Origin of the sequence: Marinilabilia rubra, assembly GCF_003121985.1 — a bacterium.
In the GTDB taxonomy this organism is placed as follows: domain Bacteria; phylum Bacteroidota; class Bacteroidia; order Bacteroidales; family Marinilabiliaceae; genus Marinilabilia; species Marinilabilia rubra.
This window is the reverse complement of sequence record NZ_QEWP01000007.1, coordinates 171,589-190,535: the sequence shown is the minus strand read 5'-3', so window position 1 is coordinate 190,535 and position 18,947 is coordinate 171,589. Positions and strand designations below refer to the sequence as shown.

Here is an 18,947-nt window from a genome sequence, read left to right as displayed (position 1 = left end):
AGACGCATGATAGACAAGGGCACGATAGATAAGGTGATGGATACAGCACAGGGACAAATAACCGAGGTTGTGTCGGAGTTTGTCAACCTCAAACGGCGTGGCATCAATTACATTGGTTTGTGTCCTTTTCATAATGAGAAAACGCCATCATTTATTGTGTCTCCCCATAAAGGTATTTACAAGTGTTTCGGTTGCGGTAAAGGTGGAAATGCCGTCAATTTCCTGATGGATCACGAGCAGATTTCCTTCATTGAGGCCATTAAAATTCTGGGAAGGAAATTCCACATACATATTGAGGAGAAGGAGCTAAGCCCCGAAGAGATGGCCCACCAAAATGACCGTGAGAGTATGTTGGTGGTAACCAGTTTTGCAGCTACTTACTTTATGGATCGTCTTCATAAGTCGGATGAGGGAAAATCTGTTGGATTAGGTTACTTCAGGGAACGGCAATTTCGAGATGACATTATTCAGAAGTTTCAATTAGGCTATTCGCCTGAAACAAAAGATGCCTTTACAAAGGAAGCCCTGAGACAAGGCTACAAGCTTGATTTTTTGGAAAAAACCGGGCTTACCATCGTACGTGACGATTATCAGGCTGACAGGTTCAGAGGAAGAGTGATATTTCCCATTCACAGCCTTGCCGGAAAAGTCATAGGCTTTGGTGGCCGGATTTTGCGGACTAATAAAAAAACGGCTAAATATCTCAATTCTCCCGAGTCGGAAATCTATCATAAAAGCCGGATTCTTTATGGGATGTATCAGGCCAGGCAAGAGATCTCGCGCCAGGATCGGTGCATTCTGGTGGAAGGTTATACCGATGTGCTTTCGTTTCATCAGGCTGGTATTGCCAATGTGGTTGCCAGTTCGGGAACGGCGTTAACTACCGATCAGATTAGGTTGATTGCCCGTTTTTCTAAAAACCTGACCATCATTTTTGATGGTGATGCGGCCGGAATCAAGGCTTCTTTGAGAGGAATTGATTTGGTCCTGGAGGAAGGTCTCAATGTAAAGGTATTGTTGCTGCCCGACGGGGAAGATCCCGATTCTTACGCCAAGAAACTTGGGGGAGAAGCGCTTAGAGAATACATCAAAAAACACGAAACAGACTTTTTACGTTTTAAGACCGGCCTGCTCATGGAAGAGTCTAAAAATGATCCTATTGGTCGTGCCAGACTCGTTCAGGATATTGTTCGCACCATTTCAGTGATTCCCGATTCTATTACCCGTAGCGAGTATGTTAAAGATTGCAGCAGCCTGATGAAAGTAGAGGAACAGGTTCTTTTTATGGAAATAGGAAAGCTCAGGAAAAAGAAAATGGAAAAGAACTATTCCAAGACTCAATATAATAGTCCTGTTCCACCTTCAGTTTCCAATACGGCTGACCACATGGTTTCAAGGGCTGCAAGCTCTTCATCCAACCCGTTTGAAACAGAGGAGAGAGAAGTACTGCGGTTTCTGCTGAAATTTGGAAACGATTCTCTTGGAGAGTTTGAGATGGAAGATGGTACACACGAAATTTCTGTAGGCGAGTATATAATATCAGAATTGAAGCAGGATGAACTGGAAAGTAGTAATCCCTTGTACAATAAATTGATGCAGTTGTATGAAGAGAATTATGGAAATGAAGGTTTCTCTTCTTCACATTTTTTTGTTTCCAGTTCCGATAATCAGATTAGTAGTCTTGCAACGGATTTGATTGCCAGAGAGTATCCATTGAGCAGAATCCACGAAAAGTTGGGTTTTATGCGGGAAGAAAAGGATTGCCTGGATGATTTGGTCCCCAAAGTGGTAACCGAGTTAAAATGGAAAAAAGTAAAAGTTCTGCTGGAGGAGAAACGCCAGCAAATGAAAAAGGCAGAGGAGGAAGGAAATCAGGAAATGCTGATGGAAGTTCTTCAGGAATACAGTAATTTACAACAAGCATTCGTTTATATATCTAAAGAACTGGGTAGCCGCACCATTGTATAATGAGGGACTGACCCGTTGTGTCACAATAAAGCTAAGAAATTTAAGAACATGAGAACATTTACCCACGAAGATCAGGAATTCATTGAAAGTGTAATTGCTCAATGCGATATCTGCTTTGCATCGGTGGTGGATGAAAGCGGTCTTCCTTATTCCGTACCAATGAACTTTGGCTATCATGAAGGTATCTTCTATCTTCATAGTGCACCTGAGGGCAGAATTGTCAGAGCACTGGAAAATAATAATCATATATGCCTTACTTTTAACGTGGGGCAGGAGCTGGCTTTTCAACACCCTAAGGTTGCTTGTAGCTACCGGATGAGAGCCAAGAGTGTGGTTGCTGAAGGAAAAGTGACCTTTGTGGAAGACATGGATAAGAAGCGGGACGCTCTGGACTACATTATGAAGCAATACAGCGAAAAGCGCTTTGAATACAATGATCCTGCCGTTCGAAATGTTAAAATATGGCAGATTGATGTTGACAATATTTCCTGCAAGGAATTTGGTGCACCTCATGATGCCTATAAACGTTAAAAACAAATGAGCTTAATTGCTTCATTTTATGGCCGGGTTCTATTTGTCTCAAAACTCTGATTTATGGTTTTAAACTACATCTGGATAGCCTTCTTTTTAATAGCCTTTGTGGTAGCATTGATTAAACTGATTTTCTTTCAGGATCTGGAAGTATTCTCCAATTTAATGAATGCGACTTTTGATTATGCCAAAACAGGTTTTGAGATTTCACTGGGACTGACCGGAGTCCTTACTCTATGGCTGGGACTGATGAAAATTGGCGAAAAGGGGGGGATGGTAAAAGCCATGTCAAAAGTAATCGGACCTTTTTTCAGAAGGATATTTCCTACTCTTCCCAAAGATCATCCGGCCTATGGATCCATGATGATGAATATTGCTGCCAATATGTTGGGTTTGGATAATGCCGCAACCCCGATGGGCCTGAAAGCTATGAAGGAGTTGCAGTCTGCCAACGACAAAAAAGATACAGCATCCAATGCCCAGATCATGTTTTTGGTGCTCAACACCTCCGGATTGACCATCATCCCTGTTTCTATAATGGTTTACAGGGCTGAAATGGGAGCCGCTAATCCTGCCGATATCTTTTTACCCATATTGCTGGCCACTTTTTTTAGCACGGTTGTCGGATTGATTTCCGTGGCTATCGCACAGAAAATTAATCTTTTCAACAGAGTTGTAATGGGGTATCTGGGTGGGCTGAGCCTGTTCATCGGTGCAGTTATTTACGGCCTTTCATTGCTCAACCGTGAAGAGATAAGAACTGTTTCGTTACTCACCGCTAATATTATACTGTTCTCCATTATTGTCACCTTCATTGTTATGGCCGTTATAAGAAAGGTGAACGTTTACGAATCCTTTATCGAAGGCGCTAAGGATGGCTTTTTTATAGCTGTTAAAATAATCCCTTATCTTATTGCCATTCTGGTGGGAATAGGTGTTTTCAGAGCTGCAGGTGCCATGGAGGTGTTGACGGATGGCATTGCCTGGGTGATTAGCGCTGCCGGTTTGAATACAGACTTTGTGGGGGCACTTCCCACCGCTTTAATGAAACCTCTTAGCGGCAGTGGGGCCCGCGGCATGATGGTGGATGCCATGAGCCTGCATGGAGCGGATTCGTTTATTGGTCGCATTGCCAGTACCGTACAGGGTGCCACGGATACTACCTTTTATGTGATTGCCGTTTACTTTGGATCAGTAGGTGTCCGCAAAACCCGGCATGCGGTTACTTGTGGATTAATTGCTGATTTCTCCGGTATAATTGCCGCCATTCTTTTGGGCTACCTCTTTTTTGGATAGAGAAAAATTTACGTTAGGGATTGCTGAAAAAGTCAAAAAAGACAAAATTTACAAGCCGGCCAATCGAAGGTGTATTGAAATACTTCGAGATTGGGCCGGTGAAGTAAATTTTTTTCTTTTGATTAGCAGTTTTCTTATTTAGGGCTTGCTGAGAAACAAATAAAGAACTAATAATAAATCAGTTATAGCTAATAATCACATTCAAAGTGCAAGGTTTTCAAGTAAATCTATCAAAAAGTCTGCTCCCGCGGTAATTAGTATTCAAAATGTTACTGTTCAAAAGAATGTTTTTAGGCTGAACGGCTTTTACTATTTGTAAGGCGCGGTGGCCTGTTCGTTTTCCGGGCCGGCGGACAGCGGGAAGCCAAAATGGACGACTTTCAAGGCCTTGCGCTATGGCCGGAAATTTTGACTTTCGCGGGCGGATAGGTTTAAACGGACTAGACTTTTTTCGTTCTTTTTGGGGCAATGCCAAAAAGGACAATAAAAAATAAAATTAAAATAGGGCTGCTGACTTTTTCAGCAGACCCTATTTACAAGTGCAAAGGTATAAGAGTATGCTGTGGAATAACCTTGCACCCGGTTAATTGTTGATGTGCTTTAAGTGTCCGATAGTTAATTGAATTTGCGTTTTTTAGCGCACCCTGCATAATTTCTAATTTAGGGACTGCTGAAAAAGTCAAAAGGGCAAAATTTACAAGCCGCCCAATCGAAGGAGTATTGAAATACTTCGAGATTCGGGCGGTGCAGTAAATTTTGTTCTTTTGATTAGCTGTTTTTTTATGATTAAGTGCAAAGAAATCCGAGTTTGATGTGGAATAACCTTGCACTTAGGAGTTTGTTGATATGATTTAAAGTTTTAAACGCTAATTAAGTAGGCGTTTTTCAGCGCTCCCTAATTTAAACTTTTGTCCCTATTACCCCAACATGATCTGTAAAATCATCAGTGGTGAGTATGTTTGAAAAATCGGCTTCAATCATCAAAGAAGTTATGGTTGCCTCATCTATTCTGTGATCCATTGGAGGGCCTGATTCACTGGCTTCAGGTTTCTTTGCCCAATCGATAATAAGCAGCTTTCCACCAGGCTTTAGTACCCTTTTTACTTCACGCAGCAGTTTATGTGGCTTGTTCAGTTCATGAAAAAGATTGATCATTACAACCACATCTGTGGATTCATCCGGACTGTCAATTTTATTTCTCTCCATCAATAAAGGTCGGATATTGGAGTTTTTGGGCAATGATTTTTCCATTTCCTCAACCATGACAGGTTCAATATCTAAAGCCTCAAAAGTTGCCTCAGGAGCATAGCTGGCCAGGGCTTGTGTTATAAAGCCTGTTCCGGCTCCGATGTCAATGATTTGGAGTGGGTTTTTATAGTTTATAAAGTCCCATATTTTCCCGGGTTCAAGTTTTTCTAAACGTTCCGGGTTGTTTAGTTTATCTCTTAGTTCCGGATCAAATTTTTTATCTTCCATAAGTCATGAAATTACTGAAATTATCCTTTTAGAACAATAAAAAGCCAATCATGTTTGGCTTATAAACCCTTTCCCTTTTCATTCTAAAATGTTATATTGTAGGCTAACATACTCAAAACGTTGAATTATGAAGGAAGAAAAAAGAGATAAAACAACGAAAAAAAGCAAAGGAGCCTGGACCATCGGTTGGGGCTGGATGATAACAGTTCCAGCTCTTGCATTTTTATCCTGGGCTACCAAAAAAGGAATTAAGGATGCGTTGGAAGAAGAACATCCCTCTCCTCTTACCATTTTAAAAGAAAGGTACGTTAAAGGGGAGATTGACAGAAATGAATATGAGGAGAAACTCAAGGATCTTCTGGCCTCATAGACTTTTTTGTTTCATTTTTAATTTTAGAACTCATTTGCAAGGGGCTGTCCAAAAAGTTAAAAACGCCAAAGGTTTTTAAGTTGAGCGTAGTCGAAAAATCTGTACATCAAAAGAACAGATTCTTCACTACGTTCAGAACGACAAAAGGCTAAAAATTCATAACTTTTTGGACAGCCTGTTTTTTTAGCCGTATTAAGTCGCACCGTTCTCAGGCCGGGGAATCAGGAATTGTAAATTGAAAATCAGAACCCCTTCCTTCGTTGCTTTCGGCCCATATTTTGCCTCCATGCTTTTCTACCAGTTCTTTGCTGAGAATTAATCCCAATCCGGTCCCTTTTTCATTATTGGTACCCGGGGTTGACTTGTTTTCTTCAATGCGGAACAATGTTTTTAACTTTTCCTGAGGGATTCCGACACCGGAATCACTGATTGTTAATTCGGACCCGTTCCCGTTTTTTTGAGAATAAACCTTTATCGTGCCTTCATTTTCTGTGAATTTTATGGCATTTGAGAGTAAATTTCTGAGAATAGTATTAATCATAGCCTTGTCGGCATAAATGAGGTTGTTATTTTCCAGATTTATCTCAAGGGTGATTGATTTTTGCTCAAGTGGAATATTAAATAATTTCTTCAACTCCTCCAATAATTCGATAAGGTCAATTTTTTCGGGATTAAAACTCATGCGGCCGGTTTGCGATCTGGCCCAATCCATGAGATTAATCAATAAATTCATTGCCTGGTTGGCCGAACTGTTAATAACACTTGAATACTTTTTTATCGTTTCATAATCTTTTTCTACGGCCTTTTGCCTGAGCAGATCTGAAAACCCGAGTATGGCGTTAAACGGACTTTTTAAGTCGTGGGCAATAATGGAAAAGAATTTATCCTTTGTAGCATTAAGCAACTGAAGTTCTTCATTCTTCTTTTTGATTTCTTCCTGTGCTTTTTTCCTTTCGGCAATCTCAATTCGCAGTCTTTTAGTGGCATGGGCCAATTCGCCAACATGGTCTTCAGCTTTATTCCGCAAAAACCGGTCTTGTTTTTGAAGAGCATAATCTCTTAGTTCCTTAATTTGATTATTGATGAGGTTTGATCTGATATCTTCAGAGAGTGATTTCATGCCAAGGCGTCTCTCCATACTCTTTCTATATGTGTGCTCCATGACAACCACCTTTGCTCTTGCTCCCCATCTGGAAAAACCGGAATAAGCTTCTTTCCAGTAATACTTGGCAAGCATCTCGTTGTTCAGCTCCTGCCAGAACTGAAAATATTTCTCATTTATAATTCCTTCCCAATTAATAAAGCCTTCTTTCGTAGCTCCTTTTAGTGCCTTGTCAAAGCATTCAGCAGCAGTATTTGTGTTGCCCTCAATTTTGGCCATTTCGGCCAGTGCCAGTTGATATTTGTGCTCATAATTTTCCGGACTATTTTGGGCCCACAATTTCAATAGATTAATGGATTTCTTAAGTTGCCGGATAATTGTTTGTTGTTTATTGGGGTTGAACTCCTGGTAATTTGAGAAATTGACTAATACCCGCAGGCTCTCAAATTCGGGCCATGGCAATAACCCTTGTGTCCCCACCGTGTAAAGGATATCCTCGGTTTCTTCTATTATCCGGAGGGCCTCTTTATGGTTGCCCAGAATATACAATGAGTAAATCTTCAGGATGTTGTAAATGCACTTAACCTGAATATTCCTATGCTCTTCAACTTTTTTAAGATATACCGTATCTTCAATTTGGATGGAAGAGCCGTTTGTTTTTTCAGAACTAAGGAATTCAAATATTTTCATTCCTCCTTCAAGCAGGTCAATCGCCCAATGATTTAGCCTGGCTTTACTGAATTCAAGGGAATGTATGGTTTCCTGCATTAAAGTACTGAGTTCTGTTCCCTGAAAAAACCGGCAATACATGTTGTGTCCGAATGCATAGGCAGCGTATTGAAGATTTCCTGATCTCAATCCAGCTTCGTAAGCATCTTTGTAATCGCTGCAACTGTATTTTAAGTGTTTAAACCAGTGTGTAATGGAACTCCCTTGCATCAGGTAAAAGATGCTCTGGTCGGAGGGGGATTGAAATGTTTCTGACATTAGTTTAACCGCCAGCTCCGAAAAAGCTTTAGTTGTTTTAAAATCATTATCAACCCAGGCAACCAAACCACCAAAAGCGGTATGACTATATCCTACCTGAGGGATATTTCCATATCGGAGGGTAAGGTTAACCACTTTGGGCACAATTACACTCCACAGCTTCTGGTGGGAACGGTAGCAGGGAGGCCCCATCGTTATGAGTATCCCCGAAGCAGTAAGCATTTCCGGATTATCCATAATGGGCAAATGGCTCAACGATTCAACTGTTCGTCCCCCAATGGCTTCTCTTACAATGGCTATTTCTTTATTCCTGACTTTTTCATAATTATCGGAAGGCAGAGATATGCCCAGAGCATCAAGTGCCTGTTTCCCCCATTTAATGGCCTCAGGGTATCGGGCCATAAGGGTATAATGGATTATTAGAATATTTAAAATTCCTGCTTTTTCAATAGCGGTTTCTGCATTGGCGACAGCTTCCATTAGCATTTCTACAGCATTATTTCTGTCTCCTTCCAGAAATTCACAATTAGCCCTCTGCTTATATAGATCCACCATTAATCGATGGTTCTTCTGCCATTGCCGGGTTTTAAAAGACTCATCTTCAAAAAAAGGGTCAATTGCCCTGCAAAAATTCAATGCCGACTTGTATGCTGTTGCCGTATAGGCTTTCTTTGAAGCAGCTAAATTATATCTAACAACCTTTTCTTTTTCTTCCTCATGGGTTATTAAATGAATTGCCTGGTTGAAAGCATCCATTATTTCAAATAATCTTTCATCCAATTGCTGGTATCCCAACTTATCAATCAGCAACCTGCCTATTTTTAGCTTTATGGATGGGAGTTTGCCGCCACTTACAAGAGTAAAGGCAGCTTGCTGTACCTTGTCATGGATAAACTTGAACAGTATTGGGCCTTTGAGAAATGACGCATCTTCACGTGAGGAGTCTTCATCTAAACGAAATACCAACATTTCTCCTTCATTGGAGAGGAAGTACTCCTGACATTGTTCCGGTGTATAACCGCTGATGATGCTTAAAACATTCAGGTCAAAAGTGTTTCCAAGACAGGCAGCCAGGAAATATAAATTTTGGTGATTGGCAGGAAGTTTTCTGAGTTTTATAGCAAATAAATCAACCGCATTTGTGGGAAGACTTTTTGAGACAGATTTTTCTATGTTCCAAGCCCATATGTTTTTGCGGGGGTTGAACCAAATATTTCCGGATTCGTGGAAATAATTTATAAACGACCTGACAAAAAACGGGTTACCTTTCGTAACAGAATGAACCAACTCACTCAGCGCGCCGGCATTTATTACTTCTGGCAGAAAGGAATCTTTAATTAGGGTTTGTACATCCTTACGGGTGATATTATAAACGGGCAGTTTCTCAATTATCACATTGCGACTCTTTAATTCATTTAGGGCAGAGAAGAGTTGGTGCCCTTTATCGATTTCATTGTCGCGGTATGAAGCGATTATTAAGAAATACCTCAATGAAGTGCCTATCTGAAGTTGCCGGATTAATCCGCAGGAAGCAACATCAGCCCATTGCCAGTCATCTATAAATAATACCAGGGGATGCTCAGGTCGGCATATAACTTTTAAGAATTTTTGAAAAACATCTGCAAATCTGTGTCTGGCTTCCTGAGGACTAACAGTCGTTAGTGCAGGTTGTGGTCCGATTAATGACTCAAACTCCGGAAAAAAATCTATTAAAACCTGACCCAAATCCCCTAAAGCATCCAGTATTTCTGTTTTTATTCTTTCATTTTCAGTTGCCGACCCTGATTGTAATTTATTACATAAATCTGCTATGGCCTGGCGGAAAGGGAAAAAGGGAATGTTTTGCTGATACTGCTCAAATTTACCACTTACAAAAAATCCGTTCCTAAGAGAAACAGGTCCTTTGAGTTCCTGAACCAGAGCTGTTTTGCCAACCCCCGAATGTCCCGGGATCAGGAGTATCTGTCCAAGACCTGCACTTAATTGTTCAAATGACTCGAGCAGAGTTTTTATCTCCTTTTGTCGTCCATAGAGTTTTAGCGGAATGGCTGGCTGTTCCATGCTTGGTGCTTTTCAAATTTTAGTGTATAAAAATCCCGATGGGGATAGCGGAATACATTAAGAAACTGTTTAAGTTTTATCCTTTAGGCTGTTTTCTGGGCTTGAGCTGTTATACTTCGTCAAAATTTCCTCAAATAGTGCGTGTCCAAAAAGTCCCATTTACCGCATTACGCTTGCCCGAAAATTACTCATCCCTATCGGGACTGCCTATTTTCGGGTATCGAAAGCCCCCGAAGAAAAATAAGGGCAGGCTTTGTAAATGATACTTTCTGAACACGCACATAAATTTTGACTTGTCCAAGAACTCAATTCTTCAAAAACAAAATTTAAACAGTTTGTAAAGGTAAACCTGTTTTTTTGAGCGTGTTTATCCATCTAATAGTCCGTTATGCCGATGGTTCGGGATTGCAATGAGCTTTGAATCAATTGTTTATATGTTAATGGTTTTTTGGGTTAACGCTCCGAATGTCAATTGGTTATGATTCATCTTAAATCTAATATCTATCCCGAAGCCTCGGGACTAACGATCTATTGTATCCATTTGAATTATGCAAAACAGCTTTTTAACAAATGTACTAAATCTATTTGACCTCATCTTCAGGGGCGTTTTTTTGCAGGGGATTCTTCTTTTTTTATTAAGAGGATACACTCTTTATGAATTTCAAGTCAAACATTATTAATAATTTAAAGTTCAATAAATCATTGGTGTCAGACCTAATGTTAATTTACTTTTAACTCCCGAATCTGTTTTATTAACGGTTAATTAAAACCCCCTTAAACTACACGCAATCCTGTCCTTGTTCTTTTGCAGTGTCAGAAATTAAACGACAAATCAAAAAACAAGAAGACAATGAAAAATTCATTTAAACTTTTAAGCCTCCTTTTAGGATTTGGAATGGCTTTTTCTTTCACCGCTTGCACTGAGGATGACGACAACAATGGTGGAAATGAAAATGAAACAACAAACGTTATCGTGACCGATAACATCACAGAAAATACTACCTGGACAAGTGAGAATGTTTACCAGCTGGGTGGTAGAATTGCTGTTGAAGCAGGTGCTACGTTAACTATTGAGCCTGGTACCATCATTAAAGGTGAAGCCGGTACAGGATCAAATGCCACTGCACTTTTGATTGCTCGCGATGCCACTATTATGGCTGAAGGTGAAGCGACTGCCCCTATTATTTTCACGTCAGTAGCTGATGAGATTACTCCTGAAGATGTGGCTGCCGGAGACTTTGCAAGCCCAAATCTGCCTCCCGATATCAATGGTCTTTGGGGTGGTGTTATCGTTCTCGGGAATGCTCATATTTCTGTAGGAGACGGAACCACTGCTCAGATTGAAGGTATCCCAAGTACCGATACCAATGGTGAATATGGTGGTACTGATGATGAAGATAATTCAGGAGTTCTTAAATACATCTCTATCCGTCACGGTGGAAGTAACATCGGAGAAGGTAACGAAATCAACGGACTTACGCTTGGTGGAGTAGGAAACAAGACTGTAGTTGAGAACATTGAAGTTGTTGCCAACCAGGACGACGGTATCGAATGGTTTGGTGGTACTGTAAATGTTTCAAACGTGGTGGTATGGAACCCAGGTGATGATGGTTTGGATACTGACCAGGCCTGGAACGGAACCTGCTCAAACTTTGCAGTGATTCATCCTCAGGGAAGTCTCTTCGAGCTGGACGGACCGGAAGGTACTTACATCAACGGTAATCACACTTTCACCAACGGAATCTGTAAAGCAGGTGAATTGGGTGAAGAGTTGATCGACTTTGATGCCAGCACCAATGTTAATATGTCAGATGTATATTTCTACGACGTTCCCAACGAAAACATCGTTGTTGAAGAATATGCTGACATGGTGGCTGCCACCAGCAGCAGTGTTTCTAACCTTGAGTACACCCTTGCTGATGGAGTTGATGCATCTGTAGTATTTGATGGCATTGATGCTGCCGAATTAACAGAAGTTGCTGAGGGCCAAAACACAGTAGGACCTCAAACCAGCATCTTCAGCTGGACCTGGGCCGCAGCTGCCAACGCATTCTAATAGTGTTTGATATCAATAATAAATAAGCTTGAACAGACTTGCAGGATTTTTTGCAAGTCTGTTTACTATGTAATGAAAATCCTGACTCAAAGATGAAACCAACCCTGTATTAACTCTAAAACTTCGAAAGTTTAAACAAACGACAGACAACAAAATTTTAACAAACGGATGAAAACAAAAAAACTCTTTGCAATTTTTGCATTAGTAATAATTTCAACAATTGCATACGCTCAAAAAGGAACCATCAGAGGAACGGTGTTTGATGGGTCTACCGGCGAGACTTTGGTGGGGGTAAGTGTGGTGGTTAAAGATACTTATATTGGAACAGCCACCGATTTGGATGGTAAATTTGCCCTGAATGTAGAACCAGGAACTTACGACTTACAACTTTCATTTATTTCTTTCCAGCCTCTTACCGTAGAAGGGGTTGAAGTTAAAGCTGATGATGTTACGGTATTAAACAATCTTGAACTCAATGAAAGTACCGTTGAACTTAAAGATGTAGTGGTAACCGCAAGAGCGATCCGCAATACCGAAGCAGCTCTTCAAACTATGAAGAAGAAATCATCGGTGATGCTGGATGGTATCTCTGCCGCCAAAATTGAACTGATTGGTGACGGAACAGCTGTTGAAGCAGCCAAGCGTGTAACAGGGGTTACCGTTGAAGAAGGGAAGTATGTTTATGTGCGTGGATTGGGTGACCGTTATTCCAAAACAACTCTGAATAATCTGGATATTCCCGGTCTTGACCCTGATCGCAACAGCTTGCAGATGGATATTTTTCCCACCAATATCATTGACAATATGGTGGTTAGTAAAAACTTTACTGCTGATTTGCCTGCCGATTTTACCGGTGGTCTTATGAATGTTACCACAAAAGACTTCCCCGACCGCAAAAGAATCAGCGTTTCGGTAAGTACTTCCTACAATCCTCAATCCAATCTCAACTCTGATTTCCTTACCTACGATGGCGGAGATACTGATTTTCTTGGATTCGATGATGGAACACGAGCTTTACCATCCAACATTCCAAGTGCCAACAGCTTGTTGCCTACGCCTTCCAATGCATCTAATATCAACAACTTTGTTAATAGTTTTTCACCAACCCTTGGCGCTAAAGCTGCAACCAGCTTTCTGAACTACAGTGCCGGTATCTCAATGGGTAACCAAATTGACCTGAATCCCGACAGCGAAAAAGCACCCAAACTGGGTTATATTTTTTCGTTTTCCTATAAGTCGGAATACGATTACGATGATGAGGTCGTGTTTGGCGATTATAAAAAGGTTATTGATGATTCCGATCCTGAATTGATTTATTCTACCCTTCGGAACGGAGCTGTGGGAGAGAAAAATGTATTGATCGGAGTATTGGGCGGACTGGCCTATAAGACCAATTATAATAAAATCCGCCTGACCGCTATGCATTTGCAGAATGGCGCCAGCACAGCGGGCCAGTTTAATATAGACAACAACGGAGATGCCATCGGTCAGTCAGGCTATACTGCGCCTTCCGACAGACTTCAATACAATCAGCGTTCATTGACCAATGTCTTTTTAAACGGAACTCATGTGTTTGATGATGCAGGTTGGGAATTGGACTGGCGAGTGTCACCAACATTCTCTATCTCGGATGATCCGGATATTAGAAAGATTGCATTTACCGAGAACTCAGGAGGTGAATATGAATTTCTGGCCGGAGCTGCAGGTTACCCGTCAAGAACCTGGCGTGAGCTGAGTGAGATTAACAATTCGGCAAAAATAGATCTTACCAAAGATTATACAGTAAGAGGTGAGGGTGCGAAACTGAAAGTGGGTGTCAGTCACAATTACAAAACCCGTGACTACGAAATCACCAAAATGGGGTACCAGCTCACCGAGCGGGTGGTTTTTGAGCAGGCTGATCCTTCTTTGTTCCTGCGTCCGGAGAACATTTATGATGGCCAAAATGGGTATATTTATATGATACCTGAGTCCAGTGAATCCAATGCTTATGAGGCCAATGTAAACAACCTTGGGTTTTATGTTTCCAATGAGTTTTATGCGCTCTCCAAACTCAAAACCATTGTCGGGCTTCGTGTTGAGAATTATGTAATGCGCCATACAGGACAGAGCCAGAATGGAACAAGAGTTCTGGATAATGATAAAGTGCTTGATTCTTTTGACTTTTTTCCAACCATTAGTTTTATCTATGAATTGAAAGAAGATCAAAACCTGAGGGCTTCTTTTTCAAGAACGATTGCTCGTCCTTCTTTTAAAGAGATGTCTTTTGCGCAGATTATTGATCCTATCAGTAACTCCATTTTTAATGGTGGATTATATGAAGTGGATGAATGGGACGGCAACCTTAAGGAAACGTACATTAATAATTTTGATTTTAGGTGGGAAAAATTCTGGGAAAGAGGACAAAATATTAGTGCCAGTGTTTTCTACAAAGATTTCACCGACCCAATTGAACTGGTACGAATTACAAAAGCCAAAGCAAGTACCGAGTATCAACCGCGTAATGTTGGAGAAGGCGAATTGATGGGTGTGGAATTTGAGTTTAGCAAGAATTTGGATCTCATTTCACCTTCCCTTAAAAACTTTAATATTAATGGAAATATCACTCTGACTCAGTCGGAAGTAACCATGACCGATGCTGAATATGAATCCAGGAAAGAGTACGAGAAAGAAGGGCAGAGCATAGATAAAACCCGCAACATGGCAGGGCAGTCGCCTTATGTTATCAATGCCGGGATTAGCTACAACAATATTGAGAGTGGTCTTTCAACCGGTTTGTTCTACAATGTAAAAGGAGAGACCTTATCCATTGTGGGAGGTGATGTTTTCCCTGACTTTTACACCAGTCCTTTCCATAGCTTGAATTTCAGTCTCAATAAAAAGTTTGGAGAAGAGAAGAGGACGAAAATAGATTTTAAAGTATCCAATATATTGGGGCAGTCCAGAGAATACTTTTTTAAATCATATGAGGCCAAGGATCAGTTAGGCGAACTCCGTAATCCGGGACGTTCTTTCAGCATTGGCTTGAGCTATAAATTTTAGTGAATAGTTTAGTTGCTAGAGGTCAGTGACTATTATTAATCAGCTGACAAAAAATACGAGTGGCCAGAGGTATAATTAACAGGTGGACAATATACCTGACTGATGGTCCCGAAAATTGTATTACCATCCGTTTGTTGAAGTCGGGAAAGGCCTGCCGGATTAACTCCGGGGGCCTTTCTTTTTGATTTAAACTTTTTAGCTTTTCACAAAATCACCTCAGCTCTTACCGGATAATGATCAGAAATAAATACGCTGTCTTTTTTTATCTCATCTACCGAATGGGTTCTTACCTCGAAATCAGTGGTGACAAAAATGAAATCAATTCTGGTTCCGGCAAATTCAGGATCAAAAGCATTGTAAGTTATCTCACCGTTGTAGGAGGTTTGTGCCACTTCTTCGGCATTTCTCAACTGTATTTCTTCTTCATGTCCCTGAATTAGACGGTTGTATGGCTTACTCCCTTTAGGGGTGTTAAAATCACCCGTTAGGATTACCGGTTTATCCCCCGAACGCTTATGAATTTGTTTTAGGAGCATATCAGCGCTATTTACCCGGGCTTCCTCGCTTATATGGCTAAAATGGGTATTCACAAAAAAGAACTCTTTTCCTGTTATCTTACTTACCAGATGTACCCAGGTTACAATTCTCGGGAAATGGGTATCCCAATCCATACTTCCAGCCTCATCCGGGGTTTCGGACAACCAAAAGTTTCCGCTTTCAATCTCATTGTAGAGATCTTTCCGGTAAAATACGGGGCAGGCTTCTCCTTCACTTTTGCCGTCAGAACGTCCGGCAGAAACGAATTGATATATAGGAAGCAGTTTTTTCAAATCCAGAAGCTGCCTGGGCAATACTTCCTGCATTCCCACTACATCGGGCCGGTTTTCCTCGAAATAGGTTTTGATTAAAGGAACTCTGTTGTCCCAAACGTTGGATCCGTCGCCATCACTGGCATAACGTACATTGAAAGAGATAACTTCCAAATAATCCTGATTGTTCTGACATCCGAAAAAGCTGCCTATTGCCAATAACAGGATCGCCATACTGAATTTCATTTTCCTGAATTTTAGATTTAACTGTTTAATTTTCAATATATCCCCCTACAGGGGGCCGGGAAAGAGGTGCCGGAATCATGACTTATTTGCCTTGGTTCTGTATCAGACATGGTTTTAAATTTCAACCCATCCATCAGTTTCTGACGATTTTCGGACACCATCAATTACCTTCATATTACTAATGGCATCTAATCCCGGAACAGGCATTGGATTGTTTTCCTTTACGGCTTCTGCAAAAGCGTCAAACATCAAACCATAGGCGTTTGAAACGGGGAACTCAATATTCCGGGTTCCTATCCCATCGGTTACGGTAATAGTCGCCGGAACATCTGCGAAAGTGTTAAAAGGAATATGGATGGTTATACTGCCGGAAGTTCCGATAATATCCACTTTCTGAAAAGCCTGAGAGGTGGTGGAGACTGTAAACGTGGCTCTTGGTCCTCCAAAATCCATAATGGCTGAGGAGTGCATATCGGTCCCAAATTCAGGGTGTTTACTTTGTAATGCCATCACCCGGTCAGGTTCTGAGCCGAGAATAAACCTGGGCACAGAAATGGCATAACAGCCGATATCCATTAACGCACCGCCTCCGTACTCAGGGATATTGCGAATATTTGAAGGCGCAGGATTATTGTAAGAGAATGCGGTATGAATATATTGAATGTTTCCAATTTGTCTGGATCTTACTATATTCCGGGCATGTTGCCACATTGGATGAAACATGTACATGAATCCCTCCATCAAAGGCACATTGGCATCAGAGGCCTTTTTAATTATTTCCCGTGTTTCGGATGTATCCATTCCCATGGGCTTTTCACAGAGAACGGGTTTTCCGGCATCAATGGTTTTCTCTACCCATTCTTTATGCAGGTGGTTGGGCAGAGGGATGTATATCATGTCTACTTCCGGGTCATCAATTACAGCCTGGTAAGAGCCGTACCAAAGGGGGATGGCGAACTCATTGGCCAAAGATTTTGCTTTTTCAATGTTGCGGGATCCAATGGCATAAGTTTCGCAGTGGTGGGTTTCTTTTAATGGAAGAACAACCCGTTTCACGAAATGATTGGAAGTTCCGAGAACCCCGATTTTTAACTTTTTCATGTCCAAAAAGGTTTTTCAGTTCGTTCAAAATATGGCCATTCTGATGGTTCAGCGTTGCACCCTTCAAGATGATTATTGCCCGGGATGACTGGAAGAACAATGGCCGCTATTTTTGTCTGTTTAGTACTAAAAGTTTCTTGAACTCTTAACGGTTCAAAAAAACAATCTAATTTAATAAAGATTCTTCAGAAACTGTTTTAAGTTTTATCCTTTGGGATGTTTTCCGGGCTAGAGCTCTTATACTTCGTCAAAATTGACACGAATAGCAACGCTATTTAAGGAAATTTTGACTTGTCTAAGAACTCAATTCTTCAAAAACATCTTCCAAAAACAAAATTTAAACAGTTTCTCAACTCAATACTTCGTTAAACTTTCTCAACTACAATAAAATCAATTGTTTCCAGCTTCTAAACTTCAGCTTCCGGCTTCCGCGCGGCTGGGCTACTTAAATCTAATATCTATCCCGAAGTATTCGGGACTAACGATCTATTGTCAACTATGAAAACAAAAAACCATTGAGGCCTTTCAGTCTTTGAAATATTCATAAATTTGAAGAATATGAGGTGGTTCTTTATTTACATCCATAAATCTGTTTTTTATGGGTCTTGAAAATACACGATATGTTACTCAAAAAAGCCGATTTTGGTTTGCACTTGACAATGCTGCGAAAATATTTCCGGCCATTATTAACACTGAGGTTACCTCGGTTATTCGTCTCTCTGCAGTCCTTCATGCACCTGTGAGAATTGAGGCTTTCAGGCGGGCTGTTCTCAAAGCAGAGAAACGTTTTCCATACTATCTTGTGCAACTTCGAAAGGGATTCTTTTGGTATTATCTCGAACATTTACCCCACCATATTGCTGTTGAAGTGGATGATAAACGGCCAAGCCGGAAATTTTCAAAGGGAGGTTTGCTACTGCGGTTTTTAGTCTGGAACAACAAGATCAGTCTTGAGGTTTCACACATTCTTACCGATGGAGGCGGTGCTTTTGAGTTTTTAAAAACCGTTCTGATTTTGTATTCACAGGAATGTGGCAAGGAAGTGCCCGATGATTTTGCATTCAAAAGGCCGGATGAACCTTTCTCAGATGAAGAGTATGAAGATGCCTATAAACGATATTTTCGGGAAGATGTTCCCCCGGTAGTAAAAAGGTCCAAAGCGTTTCACCTGCCTTTTCATCTTAATTCCAAACCCCGGTTCCGACAAACCAATGTGGTCATTTCTATGTCAGATATTAAGCAGGTGGCCAAAATGAAAGGGGTAAGCATTACTGTTTATCTGGTTTCCGTTTATCTTTTTATTCTTCAGGATATTTATGAAAACCTTAGTGCCCTTACCAGACTAAAGATGAATAAAATACTCAGGGTGCAGGTGCCTGTTAATCTTAGAAACATTTTTTCTTCAGGGACCATGCGTAACTTCTCGTTATTTGTAATGCCTGAGATCGACCTGCGGCTTGGACACTACAACTTTGAAGAGATCCTTAAAACTACCTACCATCAGATGCAGCTTGAAACTGAAAAGAAGCTGATCAATAAAAACATTTCCCGAAATGTGGGGAGTGAAAAGAAAATTTACGTCAGGAGCATTCCGTTATTTTTGAAAAGTCTGATCCTGAGGATTAAGTTCAATTCTCTTGGAACCAGTCAATACAGTGGGGTGGTTACGAATTTGGGTAAGGTGAAGTTAACCCCCGGGGCCAACTCGATGATTAATTATTTTGTTTTGACCGCACCTCCTCCCAATAAAATGTTGAAGATCAGTTGTGCAGGCATCGGTTTTGGAGATAAGTTGGTGTTGAGTTTTGGCAATGTTACAGCTACCGAAGAGTTTGAGAATAAATTTTTGGATTTTCTTGAGATGCAGAAAATCTCTTTTAACCGTGAAAGTGACTTGTGATT

General features: G+C 40.8%; 11 protein-coding genes. 7 read left to right on the top strand and 4 right to left on the bottom strand.

The window, feature by feature from the left end:
- Positions 1–6 precede the first annotated feature (6 nt).
- The 3 genes from dnaG (at position 7) to DDZ16_RS10640 (ending at position 3,795) form a co-directional block, all read left to right on the top strand.
- A complete protein-coding gene (dnaG, locus tag DDZ16_RS10650; protein WP_109264445.1) occupies positions 7–1,968 on the top strand; it encodes a DNA primase in 1,962 nt (653 codons plus the stop codon).
- Positions 1,969–2,016: 48 nt separating this feature from the next.
- Positions 2,017–2,499 carry a pyridoxamine 5'-phosphate oxidase family protein gene (locus DDZ16_RS10645; protein ID WP_109264444.1) on the top strand — a complete coding sequence of 161 codons (483 nt, stop codon included), beginning with the start codon at positions 2,017–2,019 and terminating at the stop codon, positions 2,497–2,499.
- Positions 2,500–2,562: 63 nt separating this feature from the next.
- The gene (locus DDZ16_RS10640; protein ID WP_109264443.1) at positions 2,563–3,795 is read left to right on the top strand and encodes a nucleoside recognition domain-containing protein; all 1,233 of its coding nucleotides are present in this window, start codon (positions 2,563–2,565) and stop codon (positions 3,793–3,795) included.
- Between the two features lie 900 nt (positions 3,796–4,695).
- Here the strand turns inward: DDZ16_RS10640 and DDZ16_RS10630 are convergent.
- Positions 4,696–5,271, bottom strand: a complete 576-nt coding sequence (locus tag DDZ16_RS10630) for a class I SAM-dependent methyltransferase (RefSeq protein ID WP_109264442.1) — start codon at positions 5,269–5,271, stop codon at positions 4,696–4,698.
- Positions 5,272–5,398: 127 nt separating this feature from the next.
- Here DDZ16_RS10630 and DDZ16_RS10625 point away from each other — a divergent pair, with 127 nt between their 5' ends.
- Positions 5,399–5,641, top strand: coding sequence for an SHOCT domain-containing protein (locus DDZ16_RS10625; RefSeq protein WP_109264441.1), 243 nt, complete (start codon positions 5,399–5,401; stop codon positions 5,639–5,641).
- A 208-nt stretch (positions 5,642–5,849) separates the two neighbouring features.
- On the opposite strand, the gene DDZ16_RS10620 is transcribed toward DDZ16_RS10625, so the two are convergent.
- Entirely contained in the window at positions 5,850–9,791 is a 3,942-nt protein-coding gene (locus DDZ16_RS10620; protein WP_109264440.1) for an AAA family ATPase, read from the bottom strand.
- 850 nt (positions 9,792–10,641) lie between these two features.
- Between DDZ16_RS10620 and DDZ16_RS10615 the strand changes: the two genes are divergently transcribed.
- Entirely contained in the window at positions 10,642–11,847 is a 1,206-nt protein-coding gene (locus DDZ16_RS10615) for a hypothetical protein (RefSeq protein WP_109264439.1), read from the top strand.
- 168 nt (positions 11,848–12,015) lie between these two features.
- Positions 12,016–14,889 (top strand): TonB-dependent receptor, encoded by a 2,874-nt coding sequence (locus DDZ16_RS10610; protein ID WP_109264438.1) that lies wholly within the window; start codon positions 12,016–12,018, stop codon positions 14,887–14,889.
- A 203-nt stretch (positions 14,890–15,092) separates the two neighbouring features.
- On the opposite strand, the gene DDZ16_RS10605 is transcribed toward DDZ16_RS10610, so the two are convergent.
- Together DDZ16_RS10605 and DDZ16_RS10600 are read right to left on the bottom strand one after the other, a co-directional pair.
- Complete coding sequence (locus DDZ16_RS10605) at positions 15,093–15,944, bottom strand: endonuclease/exonuclease/phosphatase family protein (protein WP_109264437.1); 852 nt, start codon at positions 15,942–15,944, stop codon at positions 15,093–15,095.
- A 114-nt stretch (positions 15,945–16,058) separates the two neighbouring features.
- A complete protein-coding gene (locus DDZ16_RS10600) occupies positions 16,059–17,045 on the bottom strand; it encodes a Gfo/Idh/MocA family protein (protein ID WP_109264436.1) in 987 nt (328 codons plus the stop codon).
- A gap of 598 nt (positions 17,046–17,643) precedes the next feature.
- Here DDZ16_RS10600 and DDZ16_RS10595 point away from each other — a divergent pair.
- Positions 17,644–18,945: a hypothetical protein gene (locus DDZ16_RS10595; protein ID WP_109264435.1), complete on the top strand. Its 1,302-nt coding sequence runs from the start codon at positions 17,644–17,646 to the stop codon at positions 18,943–18,945.
- Positions 18,946–18,947 lie beyond the last annotated feature (2 nt).

Bases quoted from the DNA above. Each gene is read 5' to 3' on its own strand.
- DDZ16_RS10610 (WP_109264438.1), top strand. From the start codon at position 12,016: ATGAAAACAAAAAAACTCTTTGCAATTTTTGCATTAGTAATAATTTCA.
- DDZ16_RS10605 (WP_109264437.1), bottom strand. From the start codon at position 15,944: ATGAAATTCAGTATGGCGATCCTGTTATTGGCAATAGGCAGCTTTTTC.
- DDZ16_RS10625 (WP_109264441.1), top strand. From the start codon at position 5,399: ATGAAGGAAGAAAAAAGAGATAAAACAACGAAAAAAAGCAAAGGAGCC.
- DDZ16_RS10640 (WP_109264443.1), top strand. From the start codon at position 2,563: ATGGTTTTAAACTACATCTGGATAGCCTTCTTTTTAATAGCCTTTGTG.
- DDZ16_RS10615 (WP_109264439.1), top strand. From the start codon at position 10,642: ATGAAAAATTCATTTAAACTTTTAAGCCTCCTTTTAGGATTTGGAATG.
- dnaG (WP_109264445.1), top strand. From the start codon at position 7: ATGATAGACAAGGGCACGATAGATAAGGTGATGGATACAGCACAGGGA.
- DDZ16_RS10600 (WP_109264436.1), bottom strand. From the start codon at position 17,045: ATGAAAAAGTTAAAAATCGGGGTTCTCGGAACTTCCAATCATTTCGTG.
- DDZ16_RS10630 (WP_109264442.1), bottom strand. From the start codon at position 5,271: ATGGAAGATAAAAAATTTGATCCGGAACTAAGAGATAAACTAAACAAC.
- DDZ16_RS10595 (WP_109264435.1), top strand. From the start codon at position 17,644: ATGGGTCTTGAAAATACACGATATGTTACTCAAAAAAGCCGATTTTGG.
- DDZ16_RS10620 (WP_109264440.1), bottom strand. From the start codon at position 9,791: ATGGAACAGCCAGCCATTCCGCTAAAACTCTATGGACGACAAAAGGAG.
- DDZ16_RS10645 (WP_109264444.1), top strand. From the start codon at position 2,017: ATGAGAACATTTACCCACGAAGATCAGGAATTCATTGAAAGTGTAATT.